Here is a 20,472-nt window from a genome sequence, read left to right as displayed (position 1 = left end):
GCAGCCGCTCCCGGGCGGACCGCTCAGTCCCGGCCGCCCTTGTCCTGGGCCGGCCACACGCCCGTGGACCGTTCGATCGCCTTGGCGCCGGTGCGGTCCGCGGCGCTGCGGACCGCCGCGAAGATCGCGCCCTGGACCGCCGCGGCCAGCAGGATCTCGCCCCAGCCGCGGTCCCGGTCCAGGGCGTCCGGAGCGTTGTCCTCGTGTCGTATCGCCTTCCACGCCTTGCGGAACGCGGCTCCCGCCAGGGCGCCGCTCGCCCAGCCGAGCACGAATCCGACGGGCTTGTACGCAAGGGGGAGCTTCTTCTTCTTGACCACGGGTGTCTCACTCCTTCTTTCGGTGCTGCGTGGATGGGGGTCTCAGGGTCGTCCCCGCGCCGGAACCTCTTCGTCGACGCGGACCGGACCGGGCGGTGTCCCGGTGCCGAACGGACGGCCGCCGAGTTCCTCGCGGTGGTGGGACGCATGCCAGTCGGCCAGATCCGGGCCGAGGGGGACGATCCGGGTCGGGTTGATGCCGGTGTGCACCCGGTAGTAGTGCCGCTTGATGTGATCGAAGTCGACCGTGTCGCCGAAGCCGGGCGTCTGGAACAGATCCCGGACGTACGCCCACAGGACCGGATTCTCCGTCAGCTTCCAGCGGTTGCACTTGAAGTGGCCGTGATAGACGGCGTCGAAACGCACCAGTGTGGTGAACAGCCGGATGTCCGCCTCGGTGATCGTGTCCCCCACCAGGTAGCGCTGCCGGGCCAGTCGGGACGCCAGCAGCTCCAGCCGCCGGAACACCCCCGCGCACGCCTGGTCGTACTCGCCCTGCTCACTGGCGAAACCCGCCCGGTACACCCCGTTGTTGACGTCCTCGTAGACGTCGGCCATGACCGTGTCGATCTCGTCGCGCAGCTCGTCGGGGTAGAGGTCGGGGGCACCCGGACGGTGCAGCGCCGTCCACTCGGTGGCGAGGTCCAGGGTGAGCTGCTGGTAGTCGTTCGTCACCAGCTCGCCGCTGGGCACGTCCACGATCGCCGGCACGCTGACGCCGTCCCCGTGGTCGCGCTCCCGGCGGTCGTACGCCTCGCTGAGAAAGCGGATGCCGAGGACCGGGTCGCGGCCGTCCGGATCGAGGGTGAAACGCCAGCTGCGGTCGTCCTGGATGGGGTCGGCGATCGCCATCGGCAGCGCGTCCTCCAGGCCGAGGAGACGCCGGGAGATCACCGCCCGGCTCGCCCACGGGCAGGCACGGCTGACCACCAGGCGGTAACGGCCCGCCGTCACGGGCCAGCCGTCCCGGCCGTCCGCGGTGATCCGGTCGGTGAAGTGACTTTTCGACCGCTGGAACGCCTTGTGGCCGTACGCGCTGTTGCCGTCGCCCCCGCCGCTCATGGTTCCTCCCGCTGGCGTCACGTGCTCTCGTGCCTGTCCTGTGCGTGCATGTCCTGCTGAACGCGTTCCCCGATTTCCGCCGACGGCACGGTATGAGCCCGACCTGCCCGGGCATTCGGCGAAGGTGACAGGGACATCTTCAGAGCGCCAGACCGCACAGACCGCCGAACAGACCGCCGAACGCACCGACGAACGGAACACCGAAACGAACGCCGGACGGGCGGCCGAGGAGAAGGCGCGGGGGAGGGGAGACGGCACCGGCGAGTCGGCCGCCGACCGCAAGACCCGCGTCACCGTCCTGGTGGCCCTCGCCGCCAACCTGGTGATCGCCGTCGCCAAGGCGGTGGGCGGTCTGTTCGCGGGCTCGCCCGCGCTGCTGTCGGAAGCGGCGCACTCCGTGGCCGACAGTCTGAACGAGGTCTTCCTCCTCGCCGCACTGCGCCGCAGCCGACGCCCGGCCGACGCCCGGCACCCCTTCGGCTACGGCAAGGAACGCTTCTTCTGGTCGCTGCTGGCCGCCGTGGGGATCTTCGTCATGGGCGGCTGCTTCTCCTTCTTCCAGGGCATCGAGGCCCTGCGGTCCGGCGTCGACGAAGAGCTCAGCGGCTATGTGGTGGGCCTGGTCGTGCTCGGCGTCGCGTTCCTCGCCGAGGGCGTCTCACTGCTGCGGGCCCTGCACCAGGTGCACAAGCAGGGCGGCGGGGTCGCGGGTATGCGCGACCCGGCTCTGCGCACGGTCGTCGCCGAGGACGGCACCGCCGTGCTCGGCGTCACCCTGGCCGCGATCGGCATGGTCCTGCACATGGTGACCGGGCAGGTCGTGTGGGAGGCCTCCGCCTCGCTGGCGATCGGGGCGCTGCTCGTCTACGTCGCCTACCGACTGGGGCGCGAGGCCCGCGACCAGCTCATCGGCGAGGCCGCCGACCCGGAGACCGGGGCGCGGATCCGCGCGCTGCTCGACGCCCAGCCCGAGATCGACAGCGTGGAAGCGCTGTTCACGATGAAGATGGGCCTCGACGCGGCGCTGGTGGCGGCCCGCGTCGACCTGATGCCGGGCCTGGACAGCGAGCGGGTCGAGGAGATCGCCGTACGCATCAAGCGCTCGATCGCGGCGACGGTGCCCGAGGCGGACCAGATCTTCCTCGATGTGACCGACCGCGCGGCGCGCGAGGCAGCGGAAAGCCCCGCCGCGACGGGGGAGCGCGGCGGGGCCTGACAGTCGGGTGCCCGGTGGGAGCACCGTCATGCGTATCCGTGACAGATTTTTCTACGCCGTCGTCGAGGAGCCCTCGAGGATCGCTGGAACGGCGTCCGGGAGACACCTTCCGCGCCCGGGCGGAGGCCGCCTCAGCTGCCGGCGGCGGGCTCCACGACGAACACCGGGATCTCCCGGTCGGTCTTCTTCTGGTAGTCCGCGTACGGCGGATACGCGGCGACGGCGCGTTCCCACCATTCGGCCTTCTCCGTGCCGGTGACCTCACGGGCCGTCATGTCCTGCTTCAGGGGGCCGTCCTGGAGCTCCACCTGGGTGTCGGCCTTGAGGTTGTGGTACCAGACCGGGTGCTTGGGCGCCCCGCCCTGTGAGGCGACCAGGGCGTACCGGCCGTCGTGCTCGACCCGCATCAGCGGCGTCTTGCGGAGCTTCCCGCTCTTCGCGCCGCGGGTCGTCAGCAGGATGACGGGCAGTCCCGTGTCCCGCAGCGTCGTCCCCTCGGTGCCGCCGGAGCGCTCGTACTGCTCCACCTGTTCGCGCACCCACTGCGTCGGGCTGGCTTCGTACTCGCCTTCGAGAGGCATGGCATCCGTCCCCTTCGTCATCGCGCCGCGTCGCTCGCGTCACGTCCGTCCGACTCGCAACCCGATTCAACACCGGTGACCGCGAGATTCATCCGTCCCGGGGCCTCCTAGATCACCATCCGCACGGCCAGCACCGTCATCACCCCGCTAGACACGAGCGCCGTCACCAGCCGTCCCCGGTGCCCGGTCAGCACGCGGCCCAGCAGCGCGCCGCCGCCGGCGAGCGACACCTGCCAGCTCGCCGACGCGAGAAAGGCCGCCAGTACGAACACGCCCTGTTCCAGGGGCCGTACGGACGCGGTGGTGCCGGTTCCGAGGACCAGGGCGGCGAAGTAGATCACGGTCGTCGGGTTGAGGAGGGTGATGCCGAACAGGCTCAGACAGGCCCGGGCCGGGCTCGGCGGTGGGGGCGCGGACCGGGTGCTGAGCCGCCGGGCCCGGCACCGGCGTACGGCCGTCACCGCGCCGCGTGCCGCCAGCCCCAGCAGGACCAGCGCCGAAGCCCAGCGCAGCGGCGTCAGCACCGGCCGCAGTACGGCGGCGACGGCGGCGCCCCCGACCGTGGCGACCAGGGCGTAGAGGCCGTCCGCGAGGGCGACGCCGAGCGCGGCGCACACACCGGTGCGCAGGGAGGTGCGGGCGGTGAGGGAGACGAGGTAGGTCGCGACCGCGCCCACGGGTACGGCGATGCCGTAGCCCGCGACCAGGCCCGCGACGAGCGCCGCCGTCACGGTCGCGCGGTATCGCGCCTCCGGGGACGGCCGGGCTGCTGTCGGCCGCGCGCCGGAAGGGCGGTGGCGGACGTCAGCGGCAGGAGGGCGTCGAAAGTGGACATGGCCGGATCCTGCGGGTGAAGGCGGGGCGACGGCAATCGGTTTTCCCGCCGCCGCCCCAAGAGTGGCGCTTTCGGAGCGAAGGGTTCCGGCCGAATCGTCCCATTGGTCGATCTGGCTGAACTCTGCGTCGCCCTATAGGTGCCCGGGGCATCTAATGAAGATCGGCAGGACGCACTCTTCGTCTGCGAGGTCACCCATGACGGACACGACGGACACCAGGGGCCTGAGGAACGCGACAGGCACCACGGGCATGAAGAACGCGACGGACGCGACGGGCCTGACGGATGCGGCGGACGTGACGGACGCGACGGGCCTGACGGATGTGAGGCGCGGGCCGGCTCCTGTCGCCTTCCCCCAGGACCGCACCTGCCCCTATCAGCCGCCCGCCGCCTACGACCCCCTGCGGGACTCCCGTCCGCTGGCCCGCGTCACCCTCTACGACGGCCGGGTCGCCTGGCTGGTCACCGGGCACGAGGCGGCCCGCGACCTGCTCGCCGACCCCCGCCTGTCGACCGACCGCACCCGCCCCGGCTACCCGGCGACCTCGCCGCGCTTCAAGGCGCTGCGCGACCGCCGGACGGCGCTGCTCAACGTCGACGACCCCGAGCACCACGTCCAGCGCCGCCTGCTGGTCGCGAACTTCACCCTCAAACGCGCCACCGCCCTGCGCCCGGCCATCCAGCGGATCGTCGACGAGCGCATCGACGCGATGCTCGCGCAGGGGCCGCCCGCGGAACTCGTGACCGCCTTCGCGCTGCCCGTGCCGTCCACGGTGATCTGCGAACTGCTCGGCGTACCGTACGCCGACCACGAGTTCTTCGAGGAGCAGTCGCGACGGCTGCTGCGCAGCCGGGTGCCGGAGGAGGTGCGCGTGGCGCGCGACCGGCTCGACGCCTACCTCGGCGCGCTGATCGACCGGAAGCTGGCGGAGCCGTCCGGCGACGGCGTCCTCGACGCCCTGGTCCACGAGCAGGTGCGCGCGGGCACCGTGGACCGGGAGGAGGCGATCGCGCTGGCCACGATCCTGCTGGTCGCGGGCCACGAGACGACCGCCAACATGATCTCGCTGGGCACCTACACCCTGCTCCGGCACCCCGAGCGGCTGGCCGAACTGCGCGCCGAGCCGTCGCGGCTGCCGGCGGCCGTCGAGGAGCTGATGCGGCTGCTGTCCATCGCGGACGGGCTGCTGCGGCAGGCCACCGAGGACATCGAGGTGGCCGGGACGACGATCCGCGCGGGGGAGGGCGTGGTCTTCGCGACGTCCGTGATCAACCGGGACGAGGGCGCCTACCCGGCACCCGACACCCTCGACTGGCACCGCTCCGCCCGCCACCATGTGGCGTTCGGGTTCGGCATCCACCAGTGCCTCGGCCAGAACCTGGCCCGCGCGGAGCTGGAGATCGCCCTGGGCACCCTCTTGGAGCGGCTTCCCGGCCTGCGGTTGGCCGTGCCCGCCGACGAGGTCCGCTGGAAGCCCGGCGACACCATCCAGGGGATGCTGGAACTCCCCGTGACCTGGGGAGGGGCCCCGTGACGGACATTCACATCGCCACGGACGTCTGTATCGGCGCCGGTCAGTGCGCGCTGGCCGCCCCGGGCGTCTTCACCCAGGACGACGACGGCTTCAGCGCCCTGCTGCCCGGCCGGGAGGACGGCGGCGGTGACCCCATGGTCCGGGAGGCCGCGCGGGCCTGCCCGGTCGGCGCGATCAAGGTGTCCGATTCGGCCGGATGAGGCCCGGGGGCACGGAGCGCGGCGACCGCGCGGCCGACCGCGTCCGCACCCCGTATCCCTCGCCCTGTAGCCCGCACCCCGTATCCCGTATCCCGTATCCCGTATCCCCTTCAACTGTCCTGTGTTGAACGGCATTCGTGTACCTCCTGGGATGCGGGAACGCAACCCGAGACGGACGATGGAAGGGGTGGGGGCGGGTGGGGGCGGGGGGTTGTCGATCGGGGGTCGGCTCACCTCGCGGAGGCCCAGGCCCACCATGACCGTGCTCTTCTTCGACATCGGGGCGACCTTGGCGGACGCCCGCTTCGAGGCCGACGGTTCGTTGACGCTCGTGCCCCGGCCACGTGTCCTCGCTGTGCTCGACGCCTTCCGCCACGTGCGCAAGGGCATCATCTCGAACCCGGGCCCGAGCGCGGCTCCGGTGCGCGGCGCTCATGGAGACGACCTTCGGCGCCCGCTGCCCCGACGCTTCCTCCGTCGGCTGTCGGGCCCGGCCAGGCTGGTGGTCAGCTGCCCCCGGCCGGACCCGAGGCCCCGGTTCGGTCCAGCAGCAGCCGCGCCGCCTCGCGTGCCTCCGTCGCCGGGGCCGCGCCGCCGCCGCTGATCCCGGCGGTCACCATCGCGCCCTCCGCCAGCAGGAACAGCGGCCCGGTGAGCGCGTCGGGCAGCCCCGCGTCGGCCACGAGCGCGCCGAGGTATTCGCGGAACGCCCGCTTGTGGGCCCGTACTTGACGTGCCACCCGGTCCGAGGTCGCGCCCAGTTCGCCGTACGCGTTGATCCAGGCGCAGCCGCGGAAGTCCGGCTCGCCGAACCACTGCGCCAGCCAGTCGAACACGGCCAGGATCCGCTCCCGGGGGTCCTCCCGCCGTGCGACGGACTCCGCGAGCAGCCCGCGCCAGCGCACGTCGCGCCGCTCCAGGTAGGCCTCCACCAACTGCTCCTTGGCCGGGAACAGCTGGTACAGGCGCTTGAGCGACACCCCCGAGGCGCCCCGGAGGTCGTCCATCCCGACGGACTGCACGCCGCGCCCGTAGAACAGTTTTTCCGCGGCGTCGAGCGCCTGCTCACGGGCCGTTGCGCTGTCCACGGGCGACCACCGCTCCTCGGGTTGCTGGTTCCTTGACGGGAGAACGTGCGTTCTCTACGTTAGCAGCCAAGCCGGAGAACGTTCGTTCTCCACAGCTCCGGAGCTCAGGAGACGCCATGTCGGACGCCCGTCCACCCCTGCCGCCCTTCACCCGGGAGACCGCGGCCCGGAAGGTCCAGGCCGCCGAGGACGCCTGGAACACCCGCGACCCGCACAAGGTCGCCCTCGCCTACTCCGAGGGCTCGGTCTGGCGCAACCGCGACACCTTCCTCACCGGCCGTGCCGCGATCGTCGAGTTCCTCACCGCCAAGTGGGCCCGCGAGCACGAGTACGCGCTCCGCAAGGACCTCTGGGCCCACGACGGCCACCGCATCGCCGTCCGCTTCCAGTACGAGTCGCGCGACGCCACCGGACAGTGGCGGCGCAGCTACGGCAACGAACTGTGGGAGTTCGACGAGCGCGGACTGATGACCCGCCGGGAGGCGAGCATCAACGACGTGCCGATCGAGGAGGCGGACCGCCGGATCCACGGGCCGCGCCCCGAGGCCGAACGAGGGCGGTCCTTCCCGCTTCAGTAGGGTGCGCGGGTGACCGAACAGGACGAACAGCCGCCCTTTCTCTATGTCGTCGTCTGCGCCGCCGGCATCGCCGCGGACGTCGGCAGGCTGATCGCCGCCGCCCAGGAACGGGAGTGGCACGTGGGCGTCATCGCGACGCCCCACGCCATGAACGGCTTCTTCGACACCGCCGCCGTCGAGGCACGGACCGGGCGCCCGATCCGCTCCGCCTGGCGGCGCCCCGGCGACCCGCGGCCGTTCCCCGAGCCCGATGCGGTCGTCGTCGCCCCGGCCACCTTCAACACCATCAACAAATGGGCGGCGGGCATCGCCGACACCCTCGCCCTGGGCACCCTGTGCGAGGTCTCCGGGCTGGGCGTCCCCATCGGGGTCCTGCCCTGCGTGAACGAGACCCTCGCGGGCCACCCCGCCTACCAGGACGCTCTGATACGGCTGCGCGGCATGGGTGTCCGCTTCGGGCACCCCTACGACCGCGACCAGGGCGAGGAGTTCGACTGGGAGCGGGCGCTGGACCTGATCGAATGAGTCGGGCGGGCCGCTCGGCCCCGCCCGTCCGGCCGGACCGTCGTACGCTCCACTTCTGAACCCACACCGATGTCAGGAGCGGCCGCGATGCAGTACGTGAAGCTCGGTGCGACGGGTCTGGACGTGTCCAGGATCTGTCTGGGCTGCATGACCTACGGAGTCCCCGACCGCGGCGCGCACGAGTGGACCCTCGACGAGGCGGCGTCGCGCCCGCTCATCAGGCAGGCCCTGGACGCGGGCGTCACCTTCTTCGACACCGCGAACGTCTACTCCGACGGCACCAGCGAGGAGATCGTCGGCAGGGCCCTGCGCGACTTCGCCCGCCGCGACGAGATCGTGCTCGCGACGAAGGTGCACGGCCGGATGCGGCCCGGACCCAACGGCGCCGGGATGTCCCGCAAGGCGATCCTGTCCGAGATCGACCACAGTCTGCGTCGTCTCGGCACCGACCACGTCGACCTGTACCAGATCCACCGCTTCGACCCGCATACGCCGGTCGAGGAGACGATGGAGGCGCTGCACGACCTGGTGAAGGCAGGCAAAGTGCGGTACATCGGGGCGAGTTCGATGTACGCCTGGCAGTTCTCCAAGATGCAGTACACGGCCGAGCGGCACGGCTGGACCAGGTTCGTGTCGATGCAGAACCACTACAACCTCCTCTACCGCGAGGAGGAGCGCGAGATGCTGCCGCTCTGCGCGGACCAGGGCGTCGGCGTACTGCCGTGGAGCCCGCTGGCCCGCGGCCGCCTCACCCGTGACTGGGGCACCGAGACCGGCCGCAGCTCCACGGACGGCTTCGGCGGCTCCCTCTACCCGGAGGGCGACCGCAGCACCGTCGAGGCGGTCACCCGCATCGCGGCCGACCGGGGCGTCCCCCGTGCCCGGGTCGCCCTCGCCTGGCTCCTCCACCAGCCCACGGTGACCGCCCCGATCATCGGCGCCGCGAAGCCCCACCACCTCGAGGACGCGGTGGCCGCCACCGAACTGACCCTGACCGAAAAGGAGTTGGCCGAACTGGAGGAGCCCTACAGGCCCCATCCGATCGCCGGCCACTGAGAACGCCCCGTCAGGACGCGGGGAACCGCGCGACCAGCCTCCGCGCGCCGGCAGCCGAAGAGCGACCCGGCGGGCGGAGCGCTAATGCGGTCCCCGCGGCGCGAACTCGGTACCGCAGGGCCCCGCCCCCTCGCTGACCGCCAGCGGCACCCGCTCACCGTTCATGGAGACCGTCCGGTAGTACCGGCCGATCCGCCGCGCCGACTGCCCGGTGTAGTGCCCGATGAACGACCGCCGGAACCGTTCCCCGCTGCGGTTGGGCCCCGAGCCGTGCACCAGGCTGCCGTTGAAGAACAGGACGTCACCCGGCTCCATGTCGACCGGCACCGCGGCGAGCCCGGGCGGCGGCGGTACGAACTCGCGCGCGAACGACACCTCCACGTCCGCCTCCTCGGGGCAGAACAGCCCCATCCGGTGGGTGCCGGGCACGACCTCCAGCCCGCCGTTCTCGCGGTCGATCACGTCACAGGCCAGCCAGGCCGCCACACACGTGCCCGGCTCGACCCGCAGATAGAAGTTGTCCTGGTGCAGCGCCTGACCCCGGGCGCCCGGCGGCTTGAAATAGAACATGCTCTGCGCCGCCAGCACCTCCTCGCCGAGCAGCTGCTCCAACACGTTCCGCAGCCGCGCGTCCAGCAGCACCTGCCGGGCGAGGGAGCTGATCTCGTGCGGGTGCATCACCCTCGGGTACGCGTGCAGCGGGTCGGCGGCGCCGGGGCGTGGTTCGAAATGGCCGGGCACCGGCCGCCCGGCCGTGTGCAACCGCGTGAACTCGGCACACAACCGGTCGACCTCGTCGTTCCCGAACAGCCCGCGTACGACGGTGAAGCCGTCCTCCCGGTACTGCCGCAGCCCCGCCGGGGTCAGCACGGGTGCCCCGGCGGCGCCGGTGTCCGTGACGGTCATACTTGCCCTCCTCGGTCCACTGGTCTCGACCGCCACGCTAGGCCGACGCACTCCCCGGGAGGATGCCCATGCGTGCTGACGACCTGCCCAGGACTGCCGGTCCCGTGGATCCCTCCCCGCCGCCCGGCCTGGTGGTGGTCGGTCACTTCGACGAGGACGCCGGGTACGGCGTCGACCGGCCCCAGGGGTCGGACAGTTGGCTGTTCACCTGGACGACGGGCGGGCGCGGCCGGCTGCGCCAGGGCGGGAGCGAGGTACGGGCCGGCGCCGGCGACCTGGTGGTGCTCGCGCCGGGCGTCCCGCACGCCTACGCCGTCGAACCCGGCGCCCGCCACTGGCGGTTCTGGTGGGCGCACTGCCAGGCCCGGCCCTCCTGGACACCCTGGCTCCGCCCCTACGCCATCGGCGATGGCCCGGACAGTCTGTACGCCGTCGGCCCCGTGCCGGCCACGCTGCACGACCGGATGGCGGGAGCCTGGCGGCGGCTGCACGCCGACGCCCGGTGGACCGGCGCCGAACCGCCGGCCGGTGACCTGGGGATCGTGGTCGCCCGTGGCTCCGCCGCCCGGGAACTCGCCCTGTGCGGGCTGGAGGAGGCCGTCCTGCTGGCGGCCGCCTCGGCCCGGCCTCCCGCGTCCCCGCCCGGCCTCGACGACCGCGTGCGCCGGGCACAGGCGCGGATGGCGGCGGACCCCGGCGCCCCGCACACCGTCCGCTCGCTCGCCGCGGAGGTCGCGTTGTCGCCGTCGCGCTTCGCCCATCTCTTCACGGAGCAGGTCGGCCGCTCCCCGATGCGGGACCTGCTCGAGACGCGACTGAGTCACGCCGCCCGGTTGCTGGAGGGCACCGACCTGTCCGTGGAACGCGTGGCGTCGGCCTCGGGCTTCGCGAGCGCGTTCCACTTCAGCCGCGTCTTCCGGGCCCGCCACGGCACACCGCCGGGCGCGTACCGAGACGGAATGCGCCCGGCAATTACCGTCCCGAAAGGCACGTGGAAAAGGGGCACCAAAAGGGACACCGATACAGTGACCACCCCACAGGGGTTCCGCCGTTGACGTTTCGTCAAGATAATTCGGCCCGCATGCAATGCACGAAACCGCGAGATCTCTTGTTCCGCCTGGTCCGGCTGTGCAAAGGTGAGCCCTGTCGGCGCTCGGACAACGATTTCCCCGGTGCGCGCGAGACACCTCCCGTTCACACCCCCCACGCTTCAAAAGAGCGGTACCCCCCCGCGGACGTTCGAGGTGCCGAACCCTGTGCGAGTCGATCCCGCTTCGTGGGCGGGATCGCATACCCGATGGTATGGACTTTATGACGCATGCCCCCGGAAGGAATGCAGACCGTGAATGACGCAGGCCTGTCGAATTCCCCTTCGGCGCGCCGCTTCGACGCGACGGACGAACAGCTGAGCTCCGAGCTGAAGAAGTGGACGGGGGCGTCACCCGCACTGCATCCCGTCGGTGAGCTGCTGGACCGCCACTGGGCGGCCGCCTTCGCCTACGCACGGCTGTGCACCGACGGCGAGCGCGCGGCGGGCATGCTCACCACGGCCGCCTTCACCCGGCTCTTCGGTGAGAGCCTGCGGCAGAACGGGCCGACCGCCGCGTGGCGCCCCCATCTGCTGGTGACCGTGCGCCGCATCGCCGGTGAATGGGACGCCGACGGCCGCCGTGACCTGCTGCACCCGGCGCTGCGCTCCGAGGGCGAGGACGGCGACCGCGCCGTCGCCCGGCTGCTGCCGCCGCTCAACCGGCGCATCCTGTCCCGGGCGTTCCAGCGGCTGCCGCAGTCCGCCCGCTGCCTGCTCTGGCACGTCGAGGTCGAGGCCGAGCCCCTGGCGGTCCCGGCCGGACTGCTGGGCCTCGAGGAGGAGGGCGCCCGGGTCGAACTGCGCCGGGCCCGCGAGCGGCTGCGCGAGGAGTGCCTGCAGGTGCACCGCGAACTCGCCACCGACGACGAGTGCCACCGCTACGACCGGCTCCTTGACGTCACCTGCCGCCGCGGCGGTGCCGACCTGGACCCCGATCTGCGCGGCCACCTGGAGCGGTGCCGGCACTGTCTGCACACCGCCGACCAGCTGCGGCAGTTCGAGGGTCTGCTCGGCGCCGCCCTGGCCGAGGGCATCCTGGGCTGGGCCGCCGCGGCCTACGTGGAGGTCAGGATGGCCGGCGACGGCGAATCCGGCGAGACCCCCGCGGAGCAGCCCCGGAGCTACTCGGGCGAGGCCTTCACCGACGGGACCCCCACCCCCGCGACGTCCGGCACCGGAGCCGGAGCCGACACCGGTCCGAACCCCCGCGCCGGGCTGCGTGCGGGGGCGATCGCCCGCCTCGGATCGCGGGTGGGTGCCGCCGCGCGCGCCGGAGCCGTGCCCGGCGCCGACTCCCGTCCCGGAGGGAGCCGTTCGGCCCAGAAGGCGGCCCGCCGCGCCCGCCGCCGCAATCTCGCCGCCGCCGTGCTGACCGTGAGCGGACTTGTCGTGCTGCCGCTCGGCGTGTGGGCCGCCATCGGTTCCGGGGACGGAACCGCGCCCGGTGCCGGCAGCGAGTCGGCGAAGACCCCGGTTCCCGGGACGGACACGGCCACCTCCGACCCGTCCTGGGTCGACGTCGGTGAGGACGGCCAGGGCACCCTGCGCGGCCGGCTGCACAACGTGGCCTCCGGGCTGTGCATCGGCATCGTCGGCACCAAGGCCGTCAGCGGCGCCGAGACCGAACTCGCCGCCTGCTCCTCCGTGGCCGGCCAGCAGTGGTCGTACGAACCGGACGGGCTGGTGCGCAGCGCCGCCAACGCCGATCTGTGTCTCGACTCCCACCTGGGCTTCTCGGTGCGGCTGGCCCCGTGCGCGGGAGCCTCCCAGCCCGACCCCAAGAACGTCCGGTACGACTTCACGCTGCAGGGCACGCTGGTCCCGCGCTCGGGTCAGAACCTCGCGCTGGCGCCCGCCGCCACCGACGGATCGGGCGCCCTCGTCCTGAAGAACCGGGTGGACAGCGCCGCCCAGCGCTGGGTGATCGACACCTCGCAGCCCGACCCGCAGATGCAGTTCGTCAACTGGGGCGCCGACAGCACCTCCTCGGACGCCCCGGCGGCGACCCCGACGCCCAAGGCCGCGAAGCCCCCGGCGTCCACGCCGACGCCGTCCGCCGCCCCGACCACCACGAGCCCGACGAGTTCCTCCTCGAACTCCGCCACCACGTCCTGCTCGTACTACACCTATTACTACTGCTCGTGGGGCGGCCAGCCGGGCTCGTCCGGCGGCTCGGGGTACGGCTACGGCGGCTCCGGGTACGGCGGCGGATACGGGGGATACGGCTCGGGCTCCGGGTTCGGCGGCGGGCGCAACTGACCCGGGCGGTCAGACGCCGACCACCTGGAGCGAGGCCCAGAGGGCCACGACGGCGGGGACCAGCGCGGCCGGCACCGTGAGCAGTCCCAGCCGGGTGAACTCCCCGAGCCCGACTCGCTCCTCACGCGCCTGCACCACGCGCCGCCACAGCAGCGTGGCCAGCGATCCGGCGTAGGTGAGGTTCGGGCCGATGTTCACCCCGAGCAGCACGGCGAGCACCGCCCCGGTCCCGGCCGGGGCGGCGAGCGGCACCAGGACCAGCACCGCGGGCAGGTTGTTGATCAGGTTGGCCAGGACGGCGGCCAGCGCGGCGACGGCGAGCAGGGCGAGCAGCCCCGAGCCGTCCGGCAGGACATGCCGCAGCGCGTCGTCGAGTCCGTTGTCGACGACCGCGCGCACCACGATGCCGAGCGCCAGCACGAACGCCAGGAACCCCGGCGCGGCGGCCCGCACCACGGCGACCGGTGTCACCCGCCGCCGGACCAGCGCACGTCCGGCCATGACCAGGGCGCCGGCGAACGCGGCCCAGGCCGGCTCGACCCCGACGGCGGACGCCACCACGAACCCGACGAGCGTGCAGGCGACCGTGACCAGCGCGAACAGCGGCAGCTCGGGCGCCGGGCCGTCGTCGGCGGCGGGCTCGGCGGCCGGCAGGTCGTCGGCGAAGAAACGCCGGAAGACCAGGTACTCGGCGCCGATCGCGACCACCCAGGGCAAGGCCATCAGGGCGGCGAACCGGGTGAAGCTCAGGCCGCTCACCTCGAACGCCAGCAGGTTGGTGAGGTTGGAGACCGGCAGCAGCAGCGAAGCGGTGTTCGACAGGTGCGCGCAGGCGTAGACGTGCGGCCTGGCGCGCACCCCCATCCGGGCGGCGGTGGCGAACACCACCGGTGTCAGCAGCACCACGGTCGCGTCCAGACTGAGCACGGCGGTGATCACCGAGGCCAGCACGAACACCGCGACCAGCAGGCGTCGGGGGCTGCCCGCCGACTTCCGGGCCATCCACGCCCCGCACGCCGTGAAGAGGCCCTCGACGTCGCACAGGTGCGCCAGCACCAGCACCGCCGCGAGGAAGCCGACGACCGGCCCCAGCCGCTCGGCCTCCGCCAGCGCGTGCTCCGGCGAGACCGCCCCCAGGGCGATCACCAGTGCGGCGGCGGGGACGGCGACCAGTGCCTCGGACCGCCCTGCGGGGCGCAGCACGGCCCATCCCAGGGCGGCGGCGAGCAGGACGACGGACAGCGTTTCGGCGAGCGGGGCGTTGATGTGGATCTCCGGGAGCGGGGTACGGCGGTGCCCGCCCAGGGAGCTGGTCCGGGTGCCCGTCCATGAAAACACGCCCGGGTAAAACGCCCGCCAAGTGACCGGGAGGCCGCCTCACTCCTCGTCGAGCAGGTTCAGCTCCGCCCAGATGGTCTTGCCCTCGGGGGTGTGCCGGCTGCCCCAGCGCTGGGTCAGCTGGGCGACCAGCAGCAGGCCGCGGCCGCCCTCGTCCCAGGTCTTCGCCCGGCGCAGGTGCGGGGCGGTGTGGCTGGTGTCGGACACCTCACAGATCAGCGTGGTCGCGTCATGGATCAGCCGGAGCCGGATGGGATGGGCGCCGTAGCGGATGGCGTTGGTGACCAGTTCGCTCACCACCAGCTCAGTGGTGAAGGACGCCTCGCACAGTCCCCAGCGGGAGAGCTGGTCGACCGCTTGTTTGCGGATCGGCGCGACCAGCGAGGGGTCGGCGGGGATGTCCCAGGTCGCGACCTGGGAGGCGGGCAGGCCCCGGGTGCGCGCGAGCAGCAGGGCCACGTCGTCGGCGGCGCCACCGGGCGGGAGCAGGGCGTGCAGGATCCGGTCGCAGGTCTCGTCCAGGGAGTCCGCGTACGCCGCCAGAGTCTCGCTCAGCAGCCGGAGACCGGAGTCCATCTCCCGCTCGCGGGACTCGATCAGGCCGTCGGTGTAGAAGGCGAGCACGCTGCCCTCGGCGAGTTCCAGCTCGGCCGACTCGAAGGGCAGCCCGCCCAGGCCCAGCGCGGGACCGGCCGGCAGCTCGACCCGGCGGGCCGGGCCGTTCGGCCGCAGCACCACGGGCGGGGGGTGCCCGGCCCGGGCCAGCGTGCAGCGTCGCGACACGGGGTCGTACACCGCGTACAGACAGCTGGCGCCGACCTCGCCGGGGTTGCCCTCGGCGCCGGCCTCCTCCGACAGCCGGACGACCAGGTCGTCGAGGTGGGTGAGCAGCTCGTCGGGGGCCAGGTCGATGTCGGCGAGGGTGCGCACGGCGGTACGCAGCCTTCCCATGGTGGCCGAGGCCTGGATGCCGTGCCCGACAACGTCCCCGACGACCATGGCGACGCGCATCCCGGACAGCGGGATCACGTCGAACCAGTCGCCGCCGACCCCGGCGCGGGCGGCCGGCAGATAACGGGAGGCGGCGTCGACGGCGGGGGTGCGGGGCAGGGAGCGCGGCAGCAGGCTGCGCTGGAGGGCGAGGGCCGTCTCGCGCTCGCGCGAGAACCGGCGGGCGTTGTCGATGCAGACGGCGGCCCGGGCCGTGATCTCCTCGGCCAGCAGTACGTCGTCCGGGGTGAACGGGTCCGGCCGGCGGAACCGGGTGAGGACGGCGACGCCGAGTGTCATACCGCGCGCCTGGATCGGCACGGACATCGTGGAGTGGATGCCGATTTCCCGCACCCGGGCGCCGCGTGCCGGGTCCCAGGCGAGCCAGGCGTCCAGACCGCCCCCCGCCGGGGAGCCGATGATGGTGTGTCCCGCGACCAGCGAGTCGGCCTGCGGCGACCCGGTCGGGTACTGCTGTACCTCGCCCGGCTTGGCCACCGCCTCCGGGCTGCCGGCGTTCACCGAGTGGTGCGCGGCACGCCGCAGCCCCACCGGCGGGCCGAACCGGCTCGGCGGCTCCCCGCCGTCCTGCGGGTCGAGCAGGTCGACGCTGACGAAGTCGGCGAGCGCGGGCACGCAGACCTCCGCCAGCTCCTGAGCCGTCCGGATGACGTCGAGGGTGCTGCCGATGCGCACGCTGGCCTCGTTGACCAGCTGGAGCCGCTCGCGTGCGAGGTAGTTCTCGGTGAAGTCGTGGGCGGACAGGCACACGCCCCGGACCCGGCCGTCGGCGTCGACGACCGGCGACATCCGGGCCAGCCAGGCATGGGCCCGCGACTCGCCGCCGGTGTGGATGTACGTCTGCACGTCCTGCGGCCGGCCGCTGGTGAGCACGCGCAGCATGTGCTGTTCGAGCTCCGTGCTCTGCGGTCCGCCGCCGATCTCGGCGAGCCGCAGCCCCCGGACCCGTTCCTCGGGCAGTCCGATGACCTCGCGCATCGCGTCGTTGAGCCGGCGCAGCCGCAGCCGTTCGTCGTAGACGGCCATGGCGCAGGGGGACTGGACGAGGCCCGCCGCGGCGAGGAGGGCGTCCGACGGGTCGGCTCCGCCCCCGGCGAGCGGGGTGACGACGAGCCACTGTCCCGGGTCGTCGGTCCGGTCGGGGAGGCGGTGGGCGAGCAGCCACACCCGGACCGGGCGGCCGTCACGGTGGCGCAAAGTGACCGTTCCGTCCCAGCGGGTGCCGGTGAAGTCGGGTGTCCCGTCGGCCAGCAGTTCGGTGGCGGGCCGGCCCAGGACATCGGCCGGGGTCCAGCCGAGCAGGGCCTGGGCGCCTTCGTTCCAGCCGATCAGCGCGCCGGAGTCGTCGACGACCGCCCGGGCCGTCGCAGCCTCGTCGAACGGATACTCCGGGCTCATCTCGGCACTCCATCGCGGACACTCACAGTGAACAGGTACGTCACTTCCGTTCCAGCCTAGTGTGTCCCGCTCCCCGGCGGACGGGAACCCCCAGGGCTCGGCTGAACAGCGAGTTCCCGTCGGAGTCAAGGGCTGAAACCGGTCGATCCCGTGCGATCCCCGGGTGAGGGAGCCCGGTCCGTCGCCGGAGCGGGCGGGCGCGTCCGGCCCCTTGACGGGCAGGAGCGGCCCGTCGTCAGATTCTGTTTGTTAACGATCAGTTGTGAGTACTTCTGGTTCCTGATGAGGGAGAGCCGACCATGACGGTCACTCGCAGATCGGTCCTTCTCGCGTCCGCGGCCGCACCTGCCGCCGGAGCGCTCCTCGGCACACCGGCGGCACAGGCCGCCGCGGACGCAGTGCGCGCATCCGGCCGCCGCACGGTCGCGCTGCGCGACGGCTGGCGCTTCGCGCTGGTCAACCCCGGTGGGATCACCGATCCGACCGGCCAGTACGCGGACGCCGCGGACCCCGGCCACGACGACTCGACCTGGCGTGTGGTGGCGGTTCCGCACGACTGGAGCATCGAGCAGACGCCCACCACGCAGAACGGCACGACCAGCGGCACCGGCTTCTTCCCCGGCGGCCTGGGCTGGTACCGCCTCGCCTTCACACTGCCGCCCGGCCACGCCGGCCGGCGGATCTCGGTCGAGTTCGACGGCGTCTACATGGACTCGTACGTCTACTGCAACGGCACCGAGGTCGGCCACCACCCCTACGGCTACACCGGTTTCGCCTTCGACCTCACCGACCTGCTGCACACCGACGGCACCACCGAGAACGTGATCGCGGTCAAGGTGCAGAACCGGCTCCCGAGCAGCCGCTGGTACTCCGGCAGCGGCATCTACCGCGAGGCCCGCCTGGTCGTCACCGAACCGGTGCACGTGGACCGGTGGGGCACGTACGTCACCACCCCCGAGGTCACCGACGAACGGGCCGTGGTCCGGGTCGCGACCACCGTGGCGAACGCGTCCGGCGCGAGCACGGACGTCGAGGTCGTCTCCCGCGTCCTCGCCCCGAACGGCCGCACCGTCGCCCGCACCTCCTCCACGCTCGCCGTCGCCGACCGGGCCACGCAGACCCAGGAACTCACCGTGACCGGCCCGCGGCGATGGGACTTCGAGACCCCGCACCGCTACACCCTGGAGACCGAGCTGCGGGTCGCCGGCCGGGTCACCGACACCTACCGCACCCCGTTCGGCATCCGCACCTTCCGCTTCGACCCGGACGAGGGTTTCCACCTCAACGGCAGGTACGCCAAGATCAAGGGCGTCGACCTGCACCACGACCTGGGCGCGCTCGGCGCCGCGATCAGCGTCGACGCCGTCCGCAGACAGATGACGATCATGAAGTCCATGGGCGTCAACGCCTTCCGCACCTCCCACAATCCGCCGTCGCCGGAGATGATCCGGATCTGCGAGGAGCTGGGCATCGTGATGCTGGTGGAGGCCTTCGACTGCTGGAAGACCGGCAAGACGCGGTACGACTACGGGCGGTTCTTCGACGAGTGGTGCGAGCGGGACGCCACCGAGATGGTGCTGGCGGCCCGCAACTCGCCCGCCGTCCTGCTGTGGTCCATCGGCAACGAGATCACCGACTCCACCTCCACCGCCGGTCTCGCCATGGCGGACCGGATCATCACCGCGATCAGGGCCGCGGACGACACCCGTCCGCTCATCATCGGCTCGGACAAGTACCGCACCCCGCCCGCCAAGGGCTCCGCCGCCGACCTGATGCTCGCCAAGCTGGACGGCCTCGGCCTGAACTACAACACGGCCAGGTCGGTGGACGTCCTGCACACGACCTACCCGCACCTGTTCCTCTTCGAGTCCGAGTCGTCCTCGGAGACCTCGACCCGCGGCACCTACCAGGAACCCGAGCACCTCAACACCGGTGAGAACCACACCCCCGGCAGGCGGGCCACCTCCTCCTACGACAACAACCTCGCCTCCTGGACGATGAGCGGCGAGTACGGGCACAAGAAGGACCGCGACCGGAAATGGTTCACGGGTCAGTTCCTGTGGTCCGGCATCGACTACATCGGCGAACCCACCCCGTACAACGTCTTCCCGGTGAAGGCGTCCTTCTTCGGCGCGGTCGACACGGCCGGGTTCCCGAAGGACATGTACCACCTCTTCCGGAGCCAGTGGGTCGACGAGCCGATGGTCCATCTGCTGCCGATGACCTGGAACCACGAGGCGGGCGACACGGTCGAGGTGTGGGCCTACTCCAACGTCGACACCGTGGAGCTGTACCTCAACGGAAAGTCCCTGGGCATACGGAAGTTCGACACCAAGAGGACCGTCGACGGCCGCGCCTACCTGGAGACCACCGAGGCCACCGGCGACGACAAGACCTTCACCACCGGCCCCTACCCCGGCAGTTACACCAGTCCGAACGGCAGCGCGGGCAAGCTGCACCTGACCTGGCGGGTGCCCTACCGGCCGGGCGAACTGAAGGCGGTGGCCCGCCGGGGCGGCAGGACGGTCGCCACCGACGTGCTGCGCACGGCCGGCGCCCCGCACTCCGTACGCCTCACCCCGGACCGCAAGTCCCTTCCCGCGGACGGGCGGTCACTGGTCTTTGTCACCGCCGACGTGGTCGACGCGCACGGGACCGTGGTGCCCGACGCCGAACACCTCCTCTCCTTCGAGGTGAGCGGCGGCTCCCTCGCCGGCCTCGACAACGGGCGCCAGGAGAGCGCCGAGCGCTATCAGTCCGCCACGCGCACCGCCTTCCACGGCAAGGTCCTCGCCATCGTGCGCTCCGGAACCGGGGCCGGCGCCCTGCGGGTGACCGCCCGCGTGGACGGGCTGCGCAAGGGCACCACCACCGTGCGCACCACGCCGGCCCGCTCGAAGGCGACGACTCCGCCCGCCGTCTTCACTCCCGACCTGCCGGCGCCGGCGAATCTCCCCTACGCGGACGCCAGTTACTCCGGCCGCCCGGACACGCTGCCCACCGCGCTGCTGGACGGCGACCCCGCCACCGGCTGGTCCAACGCCTTCGCCAAGTCCGCCACCGCCCTGCTGCCCGCCTTCGGCGGGGCACGGCCGCGGGACTGGGTCTCGGTGGACTACGGGCGCACCCGGGACTTCGACCGGGTGGAGCTGTCCTTCACGGTCGACGCCACGCACAGCCTGCCCGCGGCAGTCGAGGCGGAGGTCTGGGACGGCGAGCGCTATGTGCCGGTCACCGGGGCGACCGTCGACTGGGCCACCGCCTCGGACGCGCCGACGGCTCTCACCTTCGACCCGGTCCGCGGCTCCAGGCTGCGACTGACCCTGACCAGCAGCGCACCCGGCACACCCCAAGGAGCGGTCCGCATCACCAAACTCGAATCCTGACCGGGCTGACCGCCTGACCGGCCTGACCGGCTGTCCCGCACCAGCCGGCCCGGACCGCCTTGCTGGAACCGTCCGGTCCGGCCCGTTC

17 protein-coding genes are annotated in these 20,472 nt (G+C 72.4%); 9 read left to right on the top strand and 8 right to left on the bottom strand.

Features of this window, described 5'->3' with window-relative positions:
* Positions 1-23: 23 nt before the first annotated feature.
* Complete coding sequence (locus ACFVYS_RS05000) at positions 24-320, bottom strand: DUF4235 domain-containing protein (protein ID WP_389498917.1); 297 nt, start codon at positions 318-320, stop codon at positions 24-26.
* A gap of 42 nt (positions 321-362) precedes the next feature.
* Positions 363-1,382 (bottom strand): glutathione S-transferase family protein, encoded by a 1,020-nt coding sequence (locus ACFVYS_RS04995; RefSeq protein ID WP_389498915.1) that lies wholly within the window; start codon positions 1,380-1,382, stop codon positions 363-365.
* 298 nt (positions 1,383-1,680) lie between these two features.
* Between ACFVYS_RS04995 and ACFVYS_RS04990 the strand changes: the two genes are divergently transcribed.
* A complete protein-coding gene (locus ACFVYS_RS04990) occupies positions 1,681-2,598 on the top strand; it encodes a cation diffusion facilitator family transporter (RefSeq protein WP_389499107.1) in 918 nt (305 codons plus the stop codon).
* Positions 2,599-2,729: 131 nt separating this feature from the next.
* Here the strand turns inward: ACFVYS_RS04990 and ACFVYS_RS04985 are convergent, their stop codons facing one another.
* Complete coding sequence (locus ACFVYS_RS04985) at positions 2,730-3,179, bottom strand: nitroreductase family deazaflavin-dependent oxidoreductase (protein WP_389498913.1); 450 nt, start codon at positions 3,177-3,179, stop codon at positions 2,730-2,732.
* 107 nt (positions 3,180-3,286) lie between these two features.
* Positions 3,287-3,910 carry a LysE/ArgO family amino acid transporter gene (locus tag ACFVYS_RS04980; RefSeq protein WP_389498911.1) on the bottom strand — a complete coding sequence of 208 codons (624 nt, stop codon included), beginning with the start codon at positions 3,908-3,910 and terminating at the stop codon, positions 3,287-3,289.
* Between the two features lie 355 nt (positions 3,911-4,265).
* Here ACFVYS_RS04980 and ACFVYS_RS04975 point away from each other — a divergent pair, with 355 nt between their 5' ends.
* Entirely contained in the window at positions 4,266-5,549 is a 1,284-nt protein-coding gene (locus ACFVYS_RS04975; RefSeq protein ID WP_389499105.1) for a cytochrome P450, read from the top strand.
* On the top strand, positions 5,546-5,749 hold the full coding sequence (locus ACFVYS_RS04970) for a ferredoxin (RefSeq protein WP_389498909.1): 204 nt from the start codon (positions 5,546-5,548) through the stop codon (positions 5,747-5,749). Before ACFVYS_RS04975 ends, ACFVYS_RS04970 begins: the two co-directional genes overlap by 4 nt.
* Before the next feature lie 506 nt (positions 5,750-6,255).
* On the opposite strand, the gene ACFVYS_RS04965 is transcribed toward ACFVYS_RS04970, so the two are convergent.
* The gene (locus tag ACFVYS_RS04965; RefSeq protein ID WP_389498907.1) at positions 6,256-6,837 is read right to left on the bottom strand and encodes a TetR/AcrR family transcriptional regulator; all 582 of its coding nucleotides are present in this window, start codon (positions 6,835-6,837) and stop codon (positions 6,256-6,258) included.
* A 116-nt stretch (positions 6,838-6,953) separates the two neighbouring features.
* On the opposite strand from ACFVYS_RS04965, the gene ACFVYS_RS04960 reads away from it, so the two are divergent.
* The 3 genes from ACFVYS_RS04960 (at position 6,954) to ACFVYS_RS04950 (ending at position 8,996) form a co-directional block, all read left to right on the top strand.
* Positions 6,954-7,415, top strand: coding sequence for a nuclear transport factor 2 family protein (locus ACFVYS_RS04960; RefSeq protein WP_389498905.1), 462 nt, complete (start codon positions 6,954-6,956; stop codon positions 7,413-7,415).
* 9 nt (positions 7,416-7,424) lie between these two features.
* Complete coding sequence (locus ACFVYS_RS04955) at positions 7,425-7,940, top strand: flavoprotein (protein WP_389498903.1); 516 nt, start codon at positions 7,425-7,427, stop codon at positions 7,938-7,940.
* An 87-nt stretch (positions 7,941-8,027) separates the two neighbouring features.
* Positions 8,028-8,996 (top strand): aldo/keto reductase, encoded by a 969-nt coding sequence (locus tag ACFVYS_RS04950; RefSeq protein WP_389498901.1) that lies wholly within the window; start codon positions 8,028-8,030, stop codon positions 8,994-8,996.
* A gap of 81 nt (positions 8,997-9,077) precedes the next feature.
* Here the strand turns inward: ACFVYS_RS04950 and ACFVYS_RS04945 are convergent, their stop codons facing one another.
* On the bottom strand, positions 9,078-9,902 hold the full coding sequence (locus tag ACFVYS_RS04945; RefSeq protein WP_389498899.1) for a phytanoyl-CoA dioxygenase family protein: 825 nt from the start codon (positions 9,900-9,902) through the stop codon (positions 9,078-9,080).
* A 68-nt stretch (positions 9,903-9,970) separates the two neighbouring features.
* On the opposite strand from ACFVYS_RS04945, the gene ACFVYS_RS04940 reads away from it, so the two are divergent.
* Both ACFVYS_RS04940 and ACFVYS_RS04935 read left to right on the top strand, forming a co-directional pair.
* A complete protein-coding gene (locus tag ACFVYS_RS04940) occupies positions 9,971-10,957 on the top strand; it encodes a helix-turn-helix domain-containing protein (protein WP_389498897.1) in 987 nt (328 codons plus the stop codon).
* A gap of 278 nt (positions 10,958-11,235) precedes the next feature.
* Positions 11,236-13,251 (top strand): RICIN domain-containing protein, encoded by a 2,016-nt coding sequence (locus tag ACFVYS_RS04935; protein ID WP_389499103.1) that lies wholly within the window; start codon positions 11,236-11,238, stop codon positions 13,249-13,251.
* Between the two features lie 9 nt (positions 13,252-13,260).
* Here the strand turns inward: ACFVYS_RS04935 and ACFVYS_RS04930 are convergent, their stop codons facing one another.
* Positions 13,261-14,556: an arsenic transporter gene (locus tag ACFVYS_RS04930; RefSeq protein ID WP_389499102.1), complete on the bottom strand. Its 1,296-nt coding sequence runs from the start codon at positions 14,554-14,556 to the stop codon at positions 13,261-13,263.
* A gap of 72 nt (positions 14,557-14,628) precedes the next feature.
* Positions 14,629-16,998 carry a SpoIIE family protein phosphatase gene (locus ACFVYS_RS04925; protein WP_389498895.1) on the bottom strand — a complete coding sequence of 790 codons (2,370 nt, stop codon included), beginning with the start codon at positions 16,996-16,998 and terminating at the stop codon, positions 14,629-14,631.
* Between the two features lie 299 nt (positions 16,999-17,297).
* Here ACFVYS_RS04925 and ACFVYS_RS04920 point away from each other — a divergent pair, with 299 nt between their 5' ends.
* Positions 17,298-20,384 carry a glycoside hydrolase family 2 TIM barrel-domain containing protein gene (locus ACFVYS_RS04920; protein ID WP_389498893.1) on the top strand — a complete coding sequence of 1,029 codons (3,087 nt, stop codon included), beginning with the start codon at positions 17,298-17,300 and terminating at the stop codon, positions 20,382-20,384.
* Positions 20,385-20,472: the final 88 nt, after the last annotated feature.

The sequence above is a fragment of the Streptomyces sp. NPDC058295 genome, assembly GCF_042880655.1.
Classification (GTDB): Bacteria; Actinomycetota; Actinomycetes; order Streptomycetales; family Streptomycetaceae; genus Streptomyces; species Streptomyces coriariae.
This window is presented reverse-complemented; position numbering and strand designations above follow the sequence as displayed.